This window comes from Pseudomonas sp. fls2-241-TYG-175 (assembly GCF_030209155.1).
GTDB classification, from domain to species: Bacteria; Pseudomonadota; Gammaproteobacteria; order Pseudomonadales; family Pseudomonadaceae; genus Aquipseudomonas; species Aquipseudomonas viridiflava.
In genome coordinates, this window is the sequence record NZ_JARVSO010000005.1 from 146,877 (window position 1) to 162,775 (window position 15,899).

16 protein-coding genes and 1 pseudogene are annotated in these 15,899 nt (G+C 54.1%); 8 read left to right on the forward strand and 9 right to left on the reverse strand.

Annotation, left to right across the window (positions count from 1 at the left end):
- Position 1 precedes the first annotated feature (1 nt).
- Positions 2 to 637, reverse strand: coding sequence for a hypothetical protein (locus QRN20_RS05875; RefSeq protein WP_122418946.1), 636 nt, complete (start codon positions 635 to 637; stop codon positions 2 to 4).
- 251 nt (positions 638 to 888) lie between these two features.
- On the opposite strand from QRN20_RS05875, the gene QRN20_RS05880 reads away from it, so the two are divergent.
- The 4 genes from QRN20_RS05880 to QRN20_RS05895 all read left to right on the forward strand — a co-directional run bounded on the left by QRN20_RS05880 (position 889) and on the right by QRN20_RS05895 (position 4,775).
- Positions 889 to 1,086 (forward strand): hypothetical protein, encoded by a 198-nt coding sequence (locus QRN20_RS05880; RefSeq protein WP_029243249.1) that lies wholly within the window; start codon positions 889 to 891, stop codon positions 1,084 to 1,086.
- Entirely contained in the window at positions 1,083 to 2,783 is a 1,701-nt protein-coding gene (locus QRN20_RS05885; RefSeq protein ID WP_122544928.1) for a J domain-containing protein, read from the forward strand. The genes QRN20_RS05880 and QRN20_RS05885 overlap by 4 nt, the downstream gene beginning before the upstream one ends.
- Positions 2,780 to 3,733 carry a DUF3829 domain-containing protein gene (locus tag QRN20_RS05890; protein ID WP_163003844.1) on the forward strand — a complete coding sequence of 318 codons (954 nt, stop codon included), beginning with the start codon at positions 2,780 to 2,782 and terminating at the stop codon, positions 3,731 to 3,733. Before QRN20_RS05885 ends, QRN20_RS05890 begins: the two co-directional genes overlap by 4 nt.
- A 742-nt stretch (positions 3,734 to 4,475) precedes the next feature.
- Positions 4,476 to 4,775: a hypothetical protein gene (locus QRN20_RS05895; RefSeq protein ID WP_029243251.1), complete on the forward strand. Its 300-nt coding sequence runs from the start codon at positions 4,476 to 4,478 to the stop codon at positions 4,773 to 4,775.
- Between the two features lie 303 nt (positions 4,776 to 5,078).
- Here the strand turns inward: QRN20_RS05895 and QRN20_RS05900 are convergent, their stop codons facing one another.
- The 3 genes and pseudogenes from QRN20_RS05900 to QRN20_RS05910 all read right to left on the reverse strand — a co-directional run.
- Positions 5,079 to 5,738 (reverse strand): hypothetical protein, encoded by a 660-nt coding sequence (locus QRN20_RS05900; RefSeq protein WP_080665257.1) that lies wholly within the window; start codon positions 5,736 to 5,738, stop codon positions 5,079 to 5,081.
- Positions 5,731 to 6,972 carry an AAA family ATPase gene (locus QRN20_RS05905; RefSeq protein ID WP_285360031.1) on the reverse strand — a complete coding sequence of 414 codons (1,242 nt, stop codon included), beginning with the start codon at positions 6,970 to 6,972 and terminating at the stop codon, positions 5,731 to 5,733. Before QRN20_RS05905 ends, QRN20_RS05900 begins: the two co-directional genes overlap by 8 nt.
- Before the next feature lie 151 nt (positions 6,973 to 7,123).
- Positions 7,124 to 7,397 (reverse strand): annotated as a pseudogene (locus QRN20_RS05910) (transposase); the annotation flags it as partial.
- A gap of 129 nt (positions 7,398 to 7,526) precedes the next feature.
- On the opposite strand from QRN20_RS05910, the gene QRN20_RS05915 reads away from it, so the two are divergent.
- From QRN20_RS05915 to QRN20_RS05925, 3 genes are all read left to right on the forward strand, one after another.
- Positions 7,527 to 7,988 (forward strand): hypothetical protein, encoded by a 462-nt coding sequence (locus tag QRN20_RS05915; RefSeq protein ID WP_235160791.1) that lies wholly within the window; start codon positions 7,527 to 7,529, stop codon positions 7,986 to 7,988.
- A 118-nt stretch (positions 7,989 to 8,106) separates the two neighbouring features.
- Positions 8,107 to 8,406 (forward strand): hypothetical protein, encoded by a 300-nt coding sequence (locus tag QRN20_RS05920; protein WP_029243255.1) that lies wholly within the window; start codon positions 8,107 to 8,109, stop codon positions 8,404 to 8,406.
- A gap of 1,625 nt (positions 8,407 to 10,031) precedes the next feature.
- The gene (locus QRN20_RS05925; protein ID WP_029243258.1) at positions 10,032 to 10,445 is read left to right on the forward strand and encodes a hypothetical protein; all 414 of its coding nucleotides are present in this window, start codon (positions 10,032 to 10,034) and stop codon (positions 10,443 to 10,445) included.
- Between the two features lie 329 nt (positions 10,446 to 10,774).
- On the opposite strand, the gene QRN20_RS05930 is transcribed toward QRN20_RS05925, so the two are convergent.
- Positions 10,775 to 11,686, reverse strand: coding sequence for an alpha/beta fold hydrolase (locus tag QRN20_RS05930; RefSeq protein WP_200865349.1), 912 nt, complete (start codon positions 11,684 to 11,686; stop codon positions 10,775 to 10,777).
- 531 nt (positions 11,687 to 12,217) lie between these two features.
- On the opposite strand from QRN20_RS05930, the gene QRN20_RS05935 reads away from it, so the two are divergent.
- Complete coding sequence (locus tag QRN20_RS05935; protein WP_025996353.1) at positions 12,218 to 12,460, forward strand: DUF6124 family protein; 243 nt, start codon at positions 12,218 to 12,220, stop codon at positions 12,458 to 12,460.
- 33 nt (positions 12,461 to 12,493) lie between these two features.
- On the opposite strand, the gene QRN20_RS05940 is transcribed toward QRN20_RS05935, so the two are convergent.
- From QRN20_RS05940 to QRN20_RS05955, 4 genes are all read right to left on the reverse strand, one after another.
- Positions 12,494 to 13,651: a phospholipase D-like domain-containing protein gene (locus QRN20_RS05940; RefSeq protein ID WP_058432482.1), complete on the reverse strand. Its 1,158-nt coding sequence runs from the start codon at positions 13,649 to 13,651 to the stop codon at positions 12,494 to 12,496.
- Between the two features lies 1 nt (position 13,652).
- Positions 13,653 to 14,234, reverse strand: coding sequence for a YceI family protein (locus tag QRN20_RS05945; RefSeq protein WP_029243261.1), 582 nt, complete (start codon positions 14,232 to 14,234; stop codon positions 13,653 to 13,655).
- Between the two features lie 81 nt (positions 14,235 to 14,315).
- Positions 14,316 to 14,654, reverse strand: coding sequence for a hypothetical protein (locus QRN20_RS05950; RefSeq protein WP_004881429.1), 339 nt, complete (start codon positions 14,652 to 14,654; stop codon positions 14,316 to 14,318).
- Positions 14,651 to 15,757, reverse strand: a complete 1,107-nt coding sequence (locus QRN20_RS05955) for a serine hydrolase domain-containing protein (RefSeq protein WP_029243262.1) — start codon at positions 15,755 to 15,757, stop codon at positions 14,651 to 14,653. Before QRN20_RS05955 ends, QRN20_RS05950 begins: the two co-directional genes overlap by 4 nt.
- Between the last annotated feature and the right edge of the window lie 142 nt (positions 15,758 to 15,899).

Sequence of the window (15,899 nt, forward strand, 5' to 3'; positions counted from 1 at the left end):
TTCAAGGTGACGGGCTGGGATTCGAGGTTTGCCAGCCAAAGAGCGTATTGACACAAATCTGTGGCCTCAGTGGCGTTTCAACTGTCGCATTGGCTTGAGCGGAGAGCTCGCGAACAGCAAGCACACATCCGGCCTTGAACGTGCTGAATTTTATGATCTGAAACTCCATCTCATAGTTTTTGCCGGGTTCAGGGATGAGCGTGACAGGCGCGGGGATGCATGACATTTGCGATCCTCCCATATATATCTGTGCGATAAGGGGCTTGCCAGCCAGAACGACATGCTCGTCAAACACCCTGGACGAACTGTTGATCGCTTTGCTCGCCTCGCTGGCAGGCATGCCGATCACGCTGTTCTGAGTGTCTGTTGCACGAAAAGGATAAAGACCCGGTGAGTCAACGTGCGCAGCTTGCCAGCCAGCTTCCTCATGCGTTTTGGTACGCAAGGAGTTGAAGAATGTCGCGCAGGTCTGGCCACTCACGTAGCCTCCAGTAATAGTGTTCTCCGTAATCAGGCGGACGCGAGCCATGGTGGCCGGATCGTATTGGCTGATTTTTGCTTCATTGCGAATATCGGTTTTAGTCGTAGCGCAGCCGATAAGGGTCAGGCTTATGGCCAGTGGGAAAAACAGACGCATGGAAAACCTTCATATCCTGTGAGGGTTGGTGGGCTCAAACATGCTACGACGAATCTGGAATCGTTTACTCACTCTGTACTACGAAAAAATCATCTGACACAGGATTAACGTTATTAAGGTTTCGCACCTGAATTAGTGCCAGGCGTTTATTGGTGTTCAATTTTACTTCGGTCGTCGATCCAACTCCGCTAGGCTAAGCCGCCTCAAAGGCCGACTAGCGGCATTCAGGTTATCAGGGAGCTTCAACGTACATGATCGGCCTCGACCTCGACACCACTCACCGTCTGATCGCCGCATGGCGCGACGGCGAAGCGCGATTGGTTTCGAACGCATTGGGCGACACGCCCACTTCAAGTGTGTGCAATACCCAGGAGCTGCACGACATTCGCGCGTTGCGCCTGCAGATTACGGCTCAGCTTGACGCCTTTGAAGAAGGCGTATGGCAATGAACTGCTGGTCGATCATGGGCCTGCCCGCTGACGCTGATAAACGCAGCATCAAGCGCCAGTACGCGATACTGCTCAAGCGCCACCGCCCCGATGAGGATCCCGAGGGTTTCCAGCGTCTGCGCGAAGCCTACGATCAGGCGCTGGAATGGGCGGACCGGAAGCAGCAAGAACAAGAGCAAGAGCCGGAACTATTACTGGAGCCGCTGGCGCCGCAACGACCCGTTGAGCCGGTGCTGTCTGCAGAGCTCGACTTCCCGCAGGACCCGCTGCACAGCGAGTCACCGCAGGCTGCGAGTCCGTCCGCCGCCCGACGCCTGGCAAAACAGTGTCTTGCTGAACTGACTCCAGCCAACTTCGAGGATCGGCTGGCCCATGCCCGCCTATATGACTGCGAAGCGGAGTTTGAACAAGGTCTACTGTCGTACTGTCTGGCCGATGGTGACCTGGAACTGGCCGACCTGGCGATCAAACATTTCCAATGGTTGAGCCCATGGCAGCGCATAGACTTACCCGGAGCTGCACTCGAACGATTGCGAGAAAGACTCACGGAGCGTGCCTGGTTACAACTGGCGGTATCCACCGGTGACAGCGCACGCTTTCTTGAACTCGCGAACACACTTGAGGCGGCACCTTGGCTGCAGTCGCTGGACGGTCGGCGATGGCTGAGCGAGCGGCTGGCCATAGCGCTTGCCCAGGCTCCGGTCTGGTCGCAGAGCCTGTTCGACGAAATCTGTGCTCAGCAGGGCTGGAAAGACAACGATCACCTTTGTCCGCAGCCTTGGTGGAGTCAGTTGCAACAACGCAGCGACAGACACACCTTCCTTGAACGGCAATTGCGCCTCGCTGAACGAGTTGATACCAGCGAGTCTCGCGCAGCACGAATGCTGTTCAAAGATCTCAGCGAAAACAGCCGGGTTCGTCTGAGCTTCAAGTTCTCGTATGCGGACTGGAACGTTTGCGAAGCTCTATATCAAACCGTGCAAAGTCGCTATCCACAGTTGCTTGATGAGGTGCCTTCACTCAACCCTGACATCTGGCGCCCCCTACGCCGTGATCCGCCGATTATGGCGGTGCCAGTGGCTCTGATCGGCGCGTCGGCCTGTTTCAGTTGGTTCCAAGAGTATCAGCTCGGCGAGACCTTTTATGGCAGCCTTCTGAGCATGCTGCTTCGGGTGCTTATATTCGGGGTGATCGCCTGCTTCCTCGCCTGGTTCGGAGACGCTGTGGGCCGTAGCCTGTGGCCTGTTGATAATTGGATTAACAAGCACTTCGGCCGCTGGCTGAGCCTGCGCCGCCCTACTCCGCTGCCGATCCGCGAGAGTCTGTGGATCTGGCTGCTGGGCGCCTTTCTGTTTCTGTTCGGTGAAAGGGTGATGCTGACTTACGTCGGCATCATCACACTCATGGCGGTGTGGAACAGACTGGACCTCTCCAGACGCTGTGCTTCGGCCCTGTCACGCCTGTGCAGCAGCGCAACTTACGAAGTGCTGCTCGGTGCCTTTATAGGCATGCTGGTGCCCTCGGTGCTGCTGGCTGCAGCGCTGGCCAGACATGCGCCGCTCCCCGTGAACCAAGGCTTGCAGGCATGGCCGCAACGCATATGCGCCGCCCGACAAGTGACGCTCGAGCCCTGCCCGAGCGAGTTGAACCGCAGTCAGTGGTATGGGACCCAAGACTGGCAGGAGGATCGCCCATGATCACCACTCGCACATTTGGCGCCGCCGTTGTCGTACTGGTATTGATGATGACGCTGGTCAAACGGGTATCGGAGCCGCCCAAACTGTTTGGCAACTACGCCAGCTTGCAATGGGCAACGGTGCAAGTCTTGAACGGCTGTCTGGTGAACGGCGCCGATCTTCTGGAACAGCGTTATGCCGAGTACCGCGCGCTCATCGCAAAACGCGAAACTGATCCGCTTGCCTTCAAGTTTCTCGAGTTCGGCATGGGCTCGGGCGAACCCATCCCGCCCAAGGGTGCTGCGGCTTCGCCTTGCAATACCGGAGGCGTTTATCATGACGAACTCGCTGAAGCCCAGACCACGGCTAACGATTACGCAAAAACTTACGCGGCGCTACGCCCTGTCGCCGAGCAAGCGGAAAGGTTCTTCAGACCTGGACTCGATAACGAGTTTAGCCCCGAGGTCAACGAACAATTGCGTCGCCTCATTGACCAGACACGCATTCAGTCCATCCCGTTTCGCCAGGCATTGGAACAGCCGCAGTTGGTAGTGCGGGCTCAGCAGCTTCAGACCATCGAAGCCAGCACAGGTCATGACCAGCATTGGCACACGCTGCGTTTCATGCTGCTTGCCCGCCAGACCATCAACGCCCTCGACGCCATGGCCAGCGGCGCGAGCCTGACACCCCTACAGTTGCTCGCGATGCAGCAGTCGCTGGATAAAACCAGACTTGAGGCCGATGCATTCGTAAAAGCTTTGCCGCGCTTGCGTGCGAAGGGCGACAAGCCCCCGATCTGGAGCGTCACCACCGCGTCGGCCAAAGACTGGCTCGATCAATTGGCTCGCCTTCAGCAGCACTGGGCCGCAGGTGCAGACGCCCCGGAATTGAACAAGGACTTGGCTGACGCCCGTGCAGGTTACGACCTGTTGCTGACCACCTACAACGCAGCAGTAGGAAGCGATTACTGACATCGGCTCTGTACGACCCAGCCTGTTGGCAATCGGCTTCGCAGCCGTGGTAGTCGTCACGTGCAAATGCACAGACTTTGCTGCGGCTGTGCATAAGATTGCGACAAGGTGCTCCATACACGTGACGGCGAGTTGAGCGTCCTAGAAAATCGATAACATCCGGGTGACCCGCTTTCGCCCCCGGGTGTGCTTCTGGAAAGCTGGTGAATTCGAGCGTATTTAACTTTGTCGAAAGGCGGTGTGGAGCATCAATCCGGCTACTGTTGATGCTAGCGTTTTCGGCCGATTTCAGTCGAATGCTAACCGGCGGCATCGGGTATTCTGACGGCGGTTGATGGCCGGTTGTTGCCCGTCACGAACGGCAGCAATAGGCCAGAAGCAGCAACCAGTCGCGACTGACCGCTACCGGCCAGAGTGTGTAAAAACGCTTCGCTAAAATTGAAGTGTCCGCGTCTACGTTAAATCTGAAATTTTTCAGCACGTCTGCAGATTTGGATTTCGCGTAGAAACGCGATTTCCAGTCCGGTTTTGAGCACCTGACGTGCTCAAAAACGTTTTACATAGCCTCGGCCAAAAGCGGACGGTTGCCAAGATTGATCCATGGGCACATTTGGCTGCGATAGAAGTTTCTGGCGGTGGTTCTATACCGTGCTGCCCAGCACCTCTGTGGGTATATCATAGTGCTCCGGTTGACCCCTAGGCCAGGTCACCTGAGAAACTCATCTATTGACTGGGAGCATTTATGGGCAGTGATCTTGATTTGCAGAACAAACAAGAAGAGTTTGAAGAGCAACAGAAGCAGCAGATGGCTATGGAGGCGGCAGCTTTGGTCGTAGATGGTGAAACTAGGGCTGCTGCGGTTCAAGCGGTGAAAAATATCCGCATGGAGCAAGCGGGAGCAACTGAAAACGAATTGATCCGGGACGAGGAGGGTTTCCCTGACTACCTTCTGGACGAAGCTCAACAAGTGCCTCTTCCCACAGAACCCAAGAAACTTGCTCAGATCAGGGAGATCGCAAAAGAGCTGATTGAAGACTTCTAGTGAAGGATGCGCCCATCGCAGTTGGCCCATGGCATGTCAAACGCGTACGACATCCTAGATGCCAGATCGTATCTGAAGATGATTCAGCAGTGCCTATTTTCTGAATAGCATTTGCCTTGCACTGGCGCCGGGTCAAGTTTATTACTCTTGCGACAGATGGATATAACCCCCTACATTCAGGAGATGAGGGGGATTTAGCATTGCTTGCTTGGTGCTGAGTCGTGAGACGACTACAGTACAACTCAGCAAAAAGTCGAGGCGTATGGGAATGATGGTCGCCATGGCGCATACTTTTTAAAAGATTTAATCCATGTGTTTCGCAAGTAACGGGGCTAGAACCGCATCTTCAAGTATACACCATCGCATAAAAGCCGAGTAAGGCATACTTTTTTGAATGAGTATTCTCATTCGGTCAACAGATCTTGCTTTGTCTTCTGGGGTAGAAACTGGATCAAAGTAGAACTCAATTTGATCTAGCAGTAGATTATACTGTTTGAAAACCTTGTTTCGCAAAAATTCGCTAGAAATTCTTTTATTTACGGTATGACTACTGTTGTACACTTTTGCAAGCAATTCTGTAGTTTTTATTGTTCGAGGGTCATCGTTCGTGGCTTTGATCATTACTGTTTTGCCACGTGGAGACATTGGTGGCAGCAGTTTAATCGAGCGAAAAGCGTCGTGCTCAGGATCGCAGCAGTCGATGATTTCGTTGAATGCAGTTCCTTTAATATTATTGCATCTACTACAAGCAAAATAAAGATTATTCCAATCATACTTGGAGTCGTGATTACCCTCATGTGCAAAAAAATGCTCGACGTTTATGTCGTGGGGGTCGTTCGTTTCACAGATGTAGCATTTGTCATAAAATACTTTTCTAAGCTCAGCGTAGACGTCATCTCCGTCATAGGCTCTTGCTTCCGCGAGTGATGCTGGAGCGGGATGTGTGCGTATAGCATTAAACATCTGTACCACCTCCCAAGTTCTTATTCAAGAATATCCTCGCACGTTTAATATGCATTGCGGATTCAGGATCTAGTTCTGATTCATGTTGACTAACGATTTTAAGAGTTTGTTGGAGCTCTTCAAGATTTGGGCAGGACTCCTCTAAAATTTCGTAAAGTCGTTCCACCTTATCTGTAACTATCTGAGATACAGGTGGCGTATCGAATAACCCGCGCAGAATTGACTCATATGAGTACATGGATAAATCATCAACCTGCTGTAGTGTGGACATATCGTAAATGACGGCATTATTGACAGAGGAAACGACGAAAGGTGAATGTGTGGTGATTATAAATTGTATATTGGGGAAGGCTTCTGTCAAAAATAAAAGCACTTTGCGCTGAAGGGATACATGAAGATGAGCATCAATCTCGTCAATAAAAACTAGCCCGTACATTTCTGCTGGAGAAATATCACGAAGCTCGACTTTCATAATTAAATTAGCATATATCGCCAAGAGGGATGAGAATCCAGATGATAAATTTTGAAAGCGATACGGAGCTTTGTTATCCTGATGGATGAAAAAGCATTGTTTAGTCGAATCGAATTTTATGCGAAGAGTTGGATCTTCGAATAGGTTCTTAAAGTCAGCTTCAAGTTTTTCGAACCACTTGGCAATTGTTTTAGCTGAGGATGGATCATTTCCGATGTTTGGGGATTCAGCATAAGCCTGCAAAGTTATCTGGCTTACGAGGTAGTCTTCAAAATAGCTGGATGTGTCTGGCGTATGTGCTGCCTGCTGAATTATCTTCTCTTTACTCGTAGCTGAAGATGCCTCTCTAAAGTTAGCTTGACGGGTTGCCTCAAAAAGTAAAAGTACGGACTTTCCCATTCTATAGTCTTGAATGTATGTTTCTAGGTTTTTAATGGTTATCGGAGGGTTTTTTAAATGGTCAAGTTTGATTGTTGAGAATTTGAGTGCATCCACATGGCTTTCGTAGCTCTGATGGACTTTCGAATTGCTACTCAGGAATTCATTCAAATGATGAATATGTGCTTGTAAGGAGTCAATGGTATCAGTGCTCTGCATCGAAAGTTCGCAGAAGTTATAGAGTGTTTTAAGAAGTTGAGTTTTTCCAGAACCGTTTATGCCCGTGATGATTATGCTGCTACCTTTTGCATCAATTGTGCATCTTCTGTCAGTTCCGGGAATAGTTATATTTATTGCTGTTGCATGTGGGTAAGTATGGTTCAAGTGATAATCCTCGAGGTTTGCTCGGGTCACGCTGACCAGCCGATCGCTCGCTGATCAAAAGTGTTGTGAGGTGTTATTAGCATAGATTACAGATGCCGTCTCTTGCGCGGATGTCGCCAGACTTTTTTGCCGAGGGCTATGGATCGCTTACGAACCAGCGATACGCCAGGTTCAAATGAGCCTCTTCGCACAACCGACGTTCGGAGCGAATGCCGTAGCAGTAGCCCACCACCAACAGGCGACTCATCATTTCGGGATCAATGGATGGGCGCCCGATTGAGCTATAAAAATCGGCGAGATAATGGCGCAGATCGCTGAGATCAAGGCATCGATCAATGCTGCGCAGGAGGTGATTGGCTGGGATGTGATATTCAATGTTGAACGAGTAAAACAGTCTCTCGTCCGCTCGACAATTGTCCCATCATGCTGCGAATTCTCCCGCTGGCCGATGATCTGATTTTGCCGCAGGCCAAGCAGGATATCTACTTTTTCAACAGAATCGGCCAAGAGCAGACGTTCGAACCTAAGGTAATGCGATGAAGAGGAAAACAAGAATGACTGCACCACTGACCAGTAACGCAGCAACCCAGCCTGGACCTGGGTGGACGTTTGACCCTGATCGCCTGATCCGAATAGCCAATTGTCATTCGATCATCGAAGTTCTTCGCCACGTCAAACACAGTGGGCCGGAATGGGCGCATCGTAACGTCCACATTTGCTTTCCCGGCCCATCAAATGCTTGGGTCCTAGTTTACCCGCTTCAGAATGCCAGTGCCCCGTACTTTGACTTCATGTATACCCACAAAGAGCCGCCTCAGGAAACACTGTCCGCACTGCTGGGGAAGTATCCACAGTGTTCCGTCATTGACTGGTCGCCCGGACGCTTGGCCTGCATCGAAGCTCAGGGGGTGGATGTTGAGACGCTCGCTGAAATTATTCGGGATCTAGCTGAAGCTGCTTGGGAGGAGCACATCACGTTCGTCGATGCTTCGTACGAGGAAAAGGGTAAAGCGTGACCCAAGAGCGGACAGTCGACCTTAGCTGCCCAAGCGCGTGCGCAAAGACCAGGTCTTGGGCAACAATCGTCCAGACGGGAACGGAACGAAGGTCACCATAATCGAAGGAATTTTTGTTATGAGCCACCTTAACAACGACTTGAGGGCAGATTTCGTTGAAGCACTTGAGGAAATCTCGACGCTGATGTCCATTGCATACGAACAGCTCGGCCCTGTACCGGAATACCATGCATTAGCTCAGACAGGTTTAGAGAATGGTGGTGAAATCGTTCTTGATTATCTCGATCACAACGAGGCTGGTGTAGCGTTCGAACACCTGCTTTACATGATTAACGAACCACCGCTCATTGTTTCTGAAAAATGCATAAAAATTTTAGCTCGGATCGCAAAGTCCTTGATGATGCCATTCACGAGATGACAAAAATTAACCCACCTGAAGGTCAGCTTTGGGTCGATAGTGGCCAATGGTGATGGGCAGCTATCAGCCAGAAGTAGTCACGCGGGCTATGCCAGCATGTGAAGCATGTCCATGAACATCGGACCCGAGAGATCACTTATCTCTCCGTCGTCAGCAACCAGGCAACCTAAAGCGCCAGCGAATGACTCTTGATCATGCTCTGGTATGTCCACGCTGCAAATGATTCTGTAGCGGAACAGCCAGCCGCAGGCGACGCGACCACACATTTCTACCGTTTGATGATAGCCATCAACGGACAGGGGCCGGGCACCGTGGGCCTGCGCAAGGTTATAGGCTGTACTGCCAGTAGATTCATGTTGGGAAGATTCGTTTTTCATACGCACTGGAAATAGCTGGAATAGTAGTCGATTATCTACTCGTCTGATTTAAATGTCTGGGAGGCGCCACCACGTCTTCGACGTAGCGCTGTCGCACAGCAAACAACGGACTGTGGGAGCCGGCTTGCCGACGATGAACGATGACGTGATTTTCCTGACATACCGCGTCGACTGCATCGCCGGCAAGCCGCCTCCCACAAAAACGTATTCATTCAGCAGATTACGTGCTTGATAAGAGTCGGCGATGGGTAGATTGCACTCATTCAGCCCGCAGTATACTTTCATCGCTCCAATGCATCATAAATATAAAACGAGGCCATCGATGCTTATCGATCTTGGGGATCTGATAGATTTATTGAGGATATTTGAGTTATGGGATTTTTGGAAAGCAGCCAGGGACGCTCCTGAAGGTAGTCGGCTTTACCGTTGGAGATACGTCGTCCGTGGCGTAATCCTTATAATTGTAGTTCCTCTCGCACTCTTGCTACCGCTGTGGATCATAGCCCTGCTTCTCAAAGCTTGATCGTGGACGCTACGGGCGGAGCCCGAAGCATGGGGTAGATTTTAGCTCTTCAAGGACGATCCGAAGATGATAGCGGACATTACCGACGCTCCAAAACGAGTCATTCGAACACGTCAAAAACGCAGTCACGTTTACGTGCTCATCTGTATGGTGATTGGAAGTACTGCGGCGATAGGTGCATTCCACTTCGGTAGCAGAATCTCGACAGTCGACTCTGTGTTCAATCAGGCGATCAGTTACCCCCGAAGTGATGCGGAATCGACTCGGGCAAGCGGCACCGTGCAAAGGCAATCACTCGACTCATCGTGGCCTCGAGCATCGGACACACACCTGTCAACCAACTCAGCTCGACAAACCGTATTCAACGATCAGAACTATATTCCAAGAGGCGCTGACAATGTCGTTGCCCTTCGCGCTGCCTACGATCTCTCTCCTGACAGGACGGCTCCGGAAAAAGTGAAGCTGACAATCGTCCGACAGTCGCCCCGCATGAAGGAACGTGCGTGCTGGCCTTATCGGCAGGGAAGTATCGAATCTCGGAACTGTAGCGCCTCGGTCGGCCTCAATCACCGAGATTGATGTGTTAACTGACCACAAGCAGCGGTACCCTTATGACCGACCTCATCGGCCAGAAGCTATCGTTTTGCTCCCTCGCTTGCTACCCAAAGCGGCCACTTCTGCGATTCGGTAAGCCTCCATCGGTGCATAATTATTGAGGATAGAACATGCAATTTCATGATTTCGTGTTTGGGCACATCGAGATCGAGGTTAACGACCGGGCTTACGACCTACATAATTTCTACCAAGCCCGCACCATAACTTACGACATCGTGGATCGCACAGCACTGCTTATTTTTACCCGATGGCCCGAAGCTTGGGTACCGGATGAAGAAGCCAGCAAGATCATTATCAGCTTCCATGAGGTCAGCTATTTTTCTGCGACTGGGCAAGATCACGAATCTGTTGAGGGCGACAGCCATGTGATCCATTCGATTGGTGTTGTAGAACCCGATGCCGATACCCAAACTTTTTATCTAACGGATAAAATCAAGCCGGATCATCACTTGGTCATCTGCTTCGAGTCAGGTCTGACACTGCGAGTACAGGCGAGTGAGGCGCGGAGCGAGATAATTTTTTAACGGCACAATCGCAGGCTTTCGGTTTACGCTTAAGTTGTCAGCTATCCTTCGAATTCGACCCAAAGCAGCCCCTTAAAGCCTGTCATAAGAAATGGCCAGACCTCCGACACTCACAGGTTCAAGGAGCGAGGCTATTCTGGTTTTTTTCGAATTGCAGCTAACTGATCGATAGCGTTAGAGACGACCAATCTAGCTCATCATCTAAACTTTTTTGTACTCATGCGTGCCGTTGCTCATATTAAAATCCTTGGCGAAAATGTAATTTTCCTTGCAGCCCAGATTTCGCCAAGTTCGAGCCTGGTTCAGGAGATAAGGTGATCAGCGGACCACTACAAAGCGCCTAGCGCTCCCGATAACTTCTGTCCAAGCCCCAAGATACAGTCAGCAAAATGTTGAGCAGCCTCCTGCGGAACGTTATGCCCGGCTCCGTTTGCGAAATCCCGGCGGTAAGGGCCTATAAAATGGCTGATAAACGGGTCGTCTTGCTTTGGCGGGTCAACTGCATCATCCAGGCCTTCAAGCACTATCGTTGGCACCGAGATTTCAGGTTGTGCCGCAAGTCTCGATTCGATCTGCTCGTAGGCTGGATCGCCATCCGCCAGTCCGAAACGATGCCGGTATGAGTGGGTGACGACATCCACAAAGTCTGGATTGCTGAAAGACAGTGCTGTTGAGGCAAAATCTTCTTTCGAAAAACGCCATGTAGGGGACCACGTTTCCCATAGGAGCTTGCAGAATTCCTGTCTGTTCGCAGACAAGCCTTTATAGCCCCGCTCGCCATGCAAATAGTATTGATACCAAAGAAGTTGTTCGGCTTCAGGAGAAAGCGGCTCGCGCGCTTTGGCAATATTCTGGATGCTGTAGCCACCACAACTGACGAGCCCATCGACCCGTTCCGGCCATAGCGCAGCGACGATACAGGCTGCCCGCCCACCCCAGTCGTATCCAGCCAGGACAGCGCTTTCGATTTTCAGCGCGTCGAGAAAAGCCAGTAAGTCAGCTCCAACTGCGGCCTGCTCACCCGAACGCATCGTGCTTGAACTCAAAAACCTTGTAGGGCCATAGCCTCGTAGATACGGGATGAGGCAGCGCTTCCCCTCAGAGGCCAGAATCCTTGCGACCTCATCGTACGAGTGCACGTCGTAGGGAAATCCGTGAAGCAGCACAACGGGGGCACCGTTGGACGGGCCAGTTTCCAGATAAGCGATTTCCAGAACGCCAGCGATGACTTTCTTGATCATTTTCTACTCCACGTCTCAGCCGCTTGTACTGAGGACTTTGACAATAGGGAGCCGCCAGGCGATCAACAAATATCACGCTATCTGGAGGAGATGCAGGTGAGGCTGAGCAACGCGCCGGCCCCCTCCTCTCCGAAGGCAGCCAGCGAAAGAACATAAGGCCCATCGTTCAAAACCCGCCAAACATGGCCTCAACACCACCATCCAGCCCCCAATAGCAGGATGCCTCTCTATCCGTTGAGTGAAATTTCCGAGAGAATCCCAACCCCTTGCGCCTGCTTACTCCGGTCTCTAGGCTTGCCCGGTGGCTGCAAAATCAGCGGCCGGGTTTGGTAGACCTGTGTGACCTGTGCGCAATGCGCCACCTCTTGAGGGGGCGCCTTTTTACGGCCCGCGTTTATGGCGGCCGTGCGCTTGGCGTCTTCGGACGCACCGGCTTGCCTGGTCACCGGTCTACCAACCTGCGTGCGGCCGCCACCCAATCGTTTGGTAGCGAAAAGGGGCGGCTCCTTCTAACGATCAGGAGTTGCAAACATGCTTCAAAGAACTATCCCCGATCCGCCCGCCACCCTCTACACCATCAACCAATCCGTCACCCAGGAAGAAGCGCTCAACTACGCCTCGGACCTGTTGCGCTGCATCATCACCACCGCTTACGAGTCGGGCGATAACGCCGAGGGCACGAGCCGGGATCTGGTGTTTGCGGTGTTGCACATGGCGGAGCTGGCCAAGGCCATGGTGGATCGCTCGCTCGACAGTATTGTCCAGCCGGCTTGATACGCACTCGGGGCCGTTGCCGGCCCCTTCCCTTCAGTTGCGCTGGTCCAGCAGGTTGACCACCAGCCGGTCGATCCAGCCCCAGAGACGCTGTTTGACGCGTCGCCACAGTGGCCGGGCTTTCCAGTCGGCCAGGGTGGTTTCGGCGCTCAGGGCGAAGTCTTTTTCGAAGCTGGCGACCACGTCTTTCGTCAGCGTCGGGTCGAGGGCTTCGACGTTGGCTTCCAGATTGAAACGCAGGTTCCAGTGGTCGAAGTTGCACGAGCCGATGCTGACCCAGTCATCGATCAGGACCATTTTCAGGTGCAGGAAGCACGGCTGGTATTCGAAGATTTTCACGCCCGCGCGTAACAGGCGCGGGTAATAACGATGGCCTGCGTAGCGCACGGACGGGTGATCGGTGCGTGGTCCGGTGAGCAACAAACGCACATCGACGCCACGCGCTGCGGCTCTTCGCAGGGAGCGGCGGACTTTCCAGGTGGGCAGGAAGTACGGCGTCGCCAACCAGATGCGTTTCTGGCCGGTGTTCAAGGCGCGCACCAGTGATTGCAGGATGTCGCGATGCTGACGTGAGTCGGCGTAGGCCACGCGGCCCAACCCTTCTCCGGAGACCGGGGCGTTGGGCAGGTGCGTCAGGCCAAAGTTTTCTTTCGGTCGCCAGGCGGTGCGGCGTGGGTTGACGTGAAACTGTCGGTTGAACAGCGCTTGCCAGTCCATTACCAGCGGGCCGGTGATTTCCACCATCACCTCGTGCCACTGGCTCACGTCCTTGTCCGGTTCCCAGAATTCGTCGGTCACGCCGGTGCCGCCGACCACGGCCAGGGCCTTGTCCACCACCAGTATCTTGCGATGATCGCGATAAAAGTTGCGCAGGCCGCGGCGCCAGTGGATCGCGTTGTAGAAGCGCAGGATCACACCGGCATCGGTCAGTTGTTTACGCAGGCCGGCATTGAAAGCTTTGGAACCAAAGTCGTCGAACAGGCAGCGCACGATGACGCCACGGCGGGCGGCGTCTACCAGTGCTCGCACCATCGCGTCGGCACAGGCGCCCGCCTCGACCAGATACAGTTCCAGATCGACCTGCTGCTCGGCACGGTCGATGGCGGTAATCATGCGCGGGAAGAACGCAGGGCCGTCGATGAGCAGTTTGAACTGGTTGTTTTCACGCCACGGAAAGATCGCACTGCTCATGTCAGCGCGCCGTGAAGATCAGGACGGCGCCAACGGGCACCGACAGGCTGATCGCCGACAGACTTGCGTGAGTGCGCAATGCGTTGAAATCCGGCACCAGATCGAAGTCCTGAGCGTGAACCACCAAAGGCTCGAGCGTCACCACCTGAAACCGTCGATCATCCAGACGCGTGGCCAGCAATTCGGCGTTGTAGGTGTGGGTCTTGCCACGCAGGCTGACCGACAGCGGCAGGCGCAACTCCAGTTGTGCGCCGGGCGCCAGGGCGTTGATGGGTCGCATGTCGAGTCGGGCGTTGATTCTGGCAGCGGGAAACTGGCCTATCTGAAACACTTGATCACGCAGTCGCTCGTCACGCTGGGCGATGCCGGTACTGACCGATTCCAGCTCGACTTCCACCTCGGCCAGCCCCTTGTCATCAACCTTGCCGTGCAGCACCAGAAAGCGATGCACTTCAGCGATGTCGGCGTTTTTGGTGGAGGTGAACGACAGGCGTGATGACTCGTTATCCAGATACCAACTGGCATGGGCAGGAAGCGCCGCTGTGGCCAGAAGGACCAACAGCAGGCGAGGCAGGTTGAGCATGCAGACTCCGGGCGGGCAATTGAGAAGCACCTTATCCGCCTGTCAGACCGCTGGCAAACCGCTCCGTTCGTCCAGCGTCTGTTATGGCGATTCCGGCAACAGGCGACAACCTTCCAGCGGCCCTTGCCAGGCGGCGATGCTGACACGTCCAAGACCGCTGGCGATCACACGTTTCTGCTGGGGTTCATCGATCAGCGTGCTGGGCACGTACTGTTTGACGTAGGCCCGGCAGTACTCTTCGGGATTGTTGACCACGTAACGGCACGAGCAGTATTCCTTGGCGGTGTACGCGCTGATGATGGTCGGAAACGCCTGCAGGGCGACGCGGTACTGGAAGATCAGCACAGCCAGCGCCGCGAGCAGCAATAGCAGCAGACTGGTGAAGGGACGACGCAGGATGAACGCTCGACGATTACTCATTGCCCGTTCTCCTTGCCGAAGGCTGCCTGGATGCGTTTGAGCATCTGGTCGTGGTCGTAGCTGCCGTCGCGGTCATCGGCGTAGCGCACGATCACCAGTTTCTGGCTGGGGATCACGTAGAGCGCCTGGCCCCAATGGCCGAGCGCGGCGAAGGTGTCAGCGGGTGCGTCGGGCCAAGGGCCGCTGCCTCCGTCGGCCGTGCGGTTGAGCCACCACTGGCCGCCGGGCACTTCGACCTTGGCCTGAATCTGCTCGCCTTTGAACGGCGTCAGCACGAAGTCCATCCATGCCTTGTTGAGCAAAGGTTTGTCCTGCCACTGCCCGCCACGCTGCATCAGCAGGCCGACGCGTGCCAGATCCCGGGCGGTCATGTAGGCGTAGGACGAGCCTACGAAGGTACCGCTGGCATCGGTTTCCCAGACAGCGCTGCGAATGCCGATTGGCTCGAACAGTGCGGTCCAGGGATAGCTTGGGTAGGCCTCTGCTCCGACCATGCCTTTCAAGGCGGCTGCCAGCACCGTGCTGTCGCCGCTGGAATACAGGTAGCGCGTGCCGGGTGACGTGGCGGCCTTGTGGCTGGCGGTGAAGAGAGCCATGTCGTTGCGACCGCGGGTGTACAGCATCGCGACGACGGAAGAGTTGAGCGGCGCGTATTCGTAATCTTCCTGCCAGTCCAGACCGGACGCCCAGTGCATCAGGTCTTGAACGGTGATGTCGGGATGAGCGCTGAAGGGCTTGTAGAACTTCGCCACCGGGTCTGCCAGTTGAAAGCGCCCGTCTCCGAACGCCACGCCCAGAACGGTCGCGAGAATGCTTTTGCTGACCGACCAGGTCAGGTGCGGGGTTTCTGCGTTGGTCACACCGACATAGCGCTCATAGACAATCTCGCCGTCGCGGATCACCAGCAGCGCATCGGTGCGCACGCCTGTGCGGTTGGCTTCGTCGCGAGTCGGGAAGGCGTAGGTTTCCAGTGCATCGAGTGCGGCGCTGCGGGGGGCCGGTCGGGAAGACCATTGCTCGCCGGGCCAGGTTTCGGCCTGTGCATTCAATGCGTTTGCACCCAGAACTACCAACAGAAACAAGCGAGCCAACCGAGACAGCATGACGAGTCCTCGCAAAATCATCCGGGCACAGTAGCAGGGGTTTATGACAGGCGTGCGGCTGAATGCCTGATCGTGCCCACGCTCCGCGCTCATCGTTATACACAAGTCTGCCTCAACACTGATCGTGCCCATCGCTCCGCGT

Coding starts and splice junctions, on each gene's coding strand:
- QRN20_RS05875 (WP_122418946.1), bottom strand. CDS start 637: ATGCGTCTGTTTTTCCCACTGGCCATAAGCCTGACCCTTATCGGCTGC.
- QRN20_RS05880 (WP_029243249.1), top strand. CDS start 889: ATGATCGGCCTCGACCTCGACACCACTCACCGTCTGATCGCCGCATGG.
- QRN20_RS05885 (WP_122544928.1), top strand. CDS start 1,083: ATGAACTGCTGGTCGATCATGGGCCTGCCCGCTGACGCTGATAAACGC.
- QRN20_RS05890 (WP_163003844.1), top strand. CDS start 2,780: ATGATCACCACTCGCACATTTGGCGCCGCCGTTGTCGTACTGGTATTG.
- QRN20_RS05895 (WP_029243251.1), top strand. CDS start 4,476: ATGGGCAGTGATCTTGATTTGCAGAACAAACAAGAAGAGTTTGAAGAG.
- QRN20_RS05900 (WP_080665257.1), bottom strand. CDS start 5,738: ATGTTTAATGCTATACGCACACATCCCGCTCCAGCATCACTCGCGGAA.
- QRN20_RS05915 (WP_235160791.1), top strand. CDS start 7,527: ATGACTGCACCACTGACCAGTAACGCAGCAACCCAGCCTGGACCTGGG.
- QRN20_RS05920 (WP_029243255.1), top strand. CDS start 8,107: ATGAGCCACCTTAACAACGACTTGAGGGCAGATTTCGTTGAAGCACTT.
- QRN20_RS05925 (WP_029243258.1), top strand. CDS start 10,032: ATGCAATTTCATGATTTCGTGTTTGGGCACATCGAGATCGAGGTTAAC.
- QRN20_RS05930 (WP_200865349.1), bottom strand. CDS start 11,686: ATGATCAAGAAAGTCATCGCTGGCGTTCTGGAAATCGCTTATCTGGAA.
- QRN20_RS05935 (WP_025996353.1), top strand. CDS start 12,218: ATGCTTCAAAGAACTATCCCCGATCCGCCCGCCACCCTCTACACCATC.
- QRN20_RS05940 (WP_058432482.1), bottom strand. CDS start 13,651: ATGAGCAGTGCGATCTTTCCGTGGCGTGAAAACAACCAGTTCAAACTG.
- QRN20_RS05945 (WP_029243261.1), bottom strand. CDS start 14,234: ATGCTCAACCTGCCTCGCCTGCTGTTGGTCCTTCTGGCCACAGCGGCG.
- QRN20_RS05950 (WP_004881429.1), bottom strand. CDS start 14,654: ATGAGTAATCGTCGAGCGTTCATCCTGCGTCGTCCCTTCACCAGTCTG.
- QRN20_RS05955 (WP_029243262.1), bottom strand. CDS start 15,757: ATGCTGTCTCGGTTGGCTCGCTTGTTTCTGTTGGTAGTTCTGGGTGCA.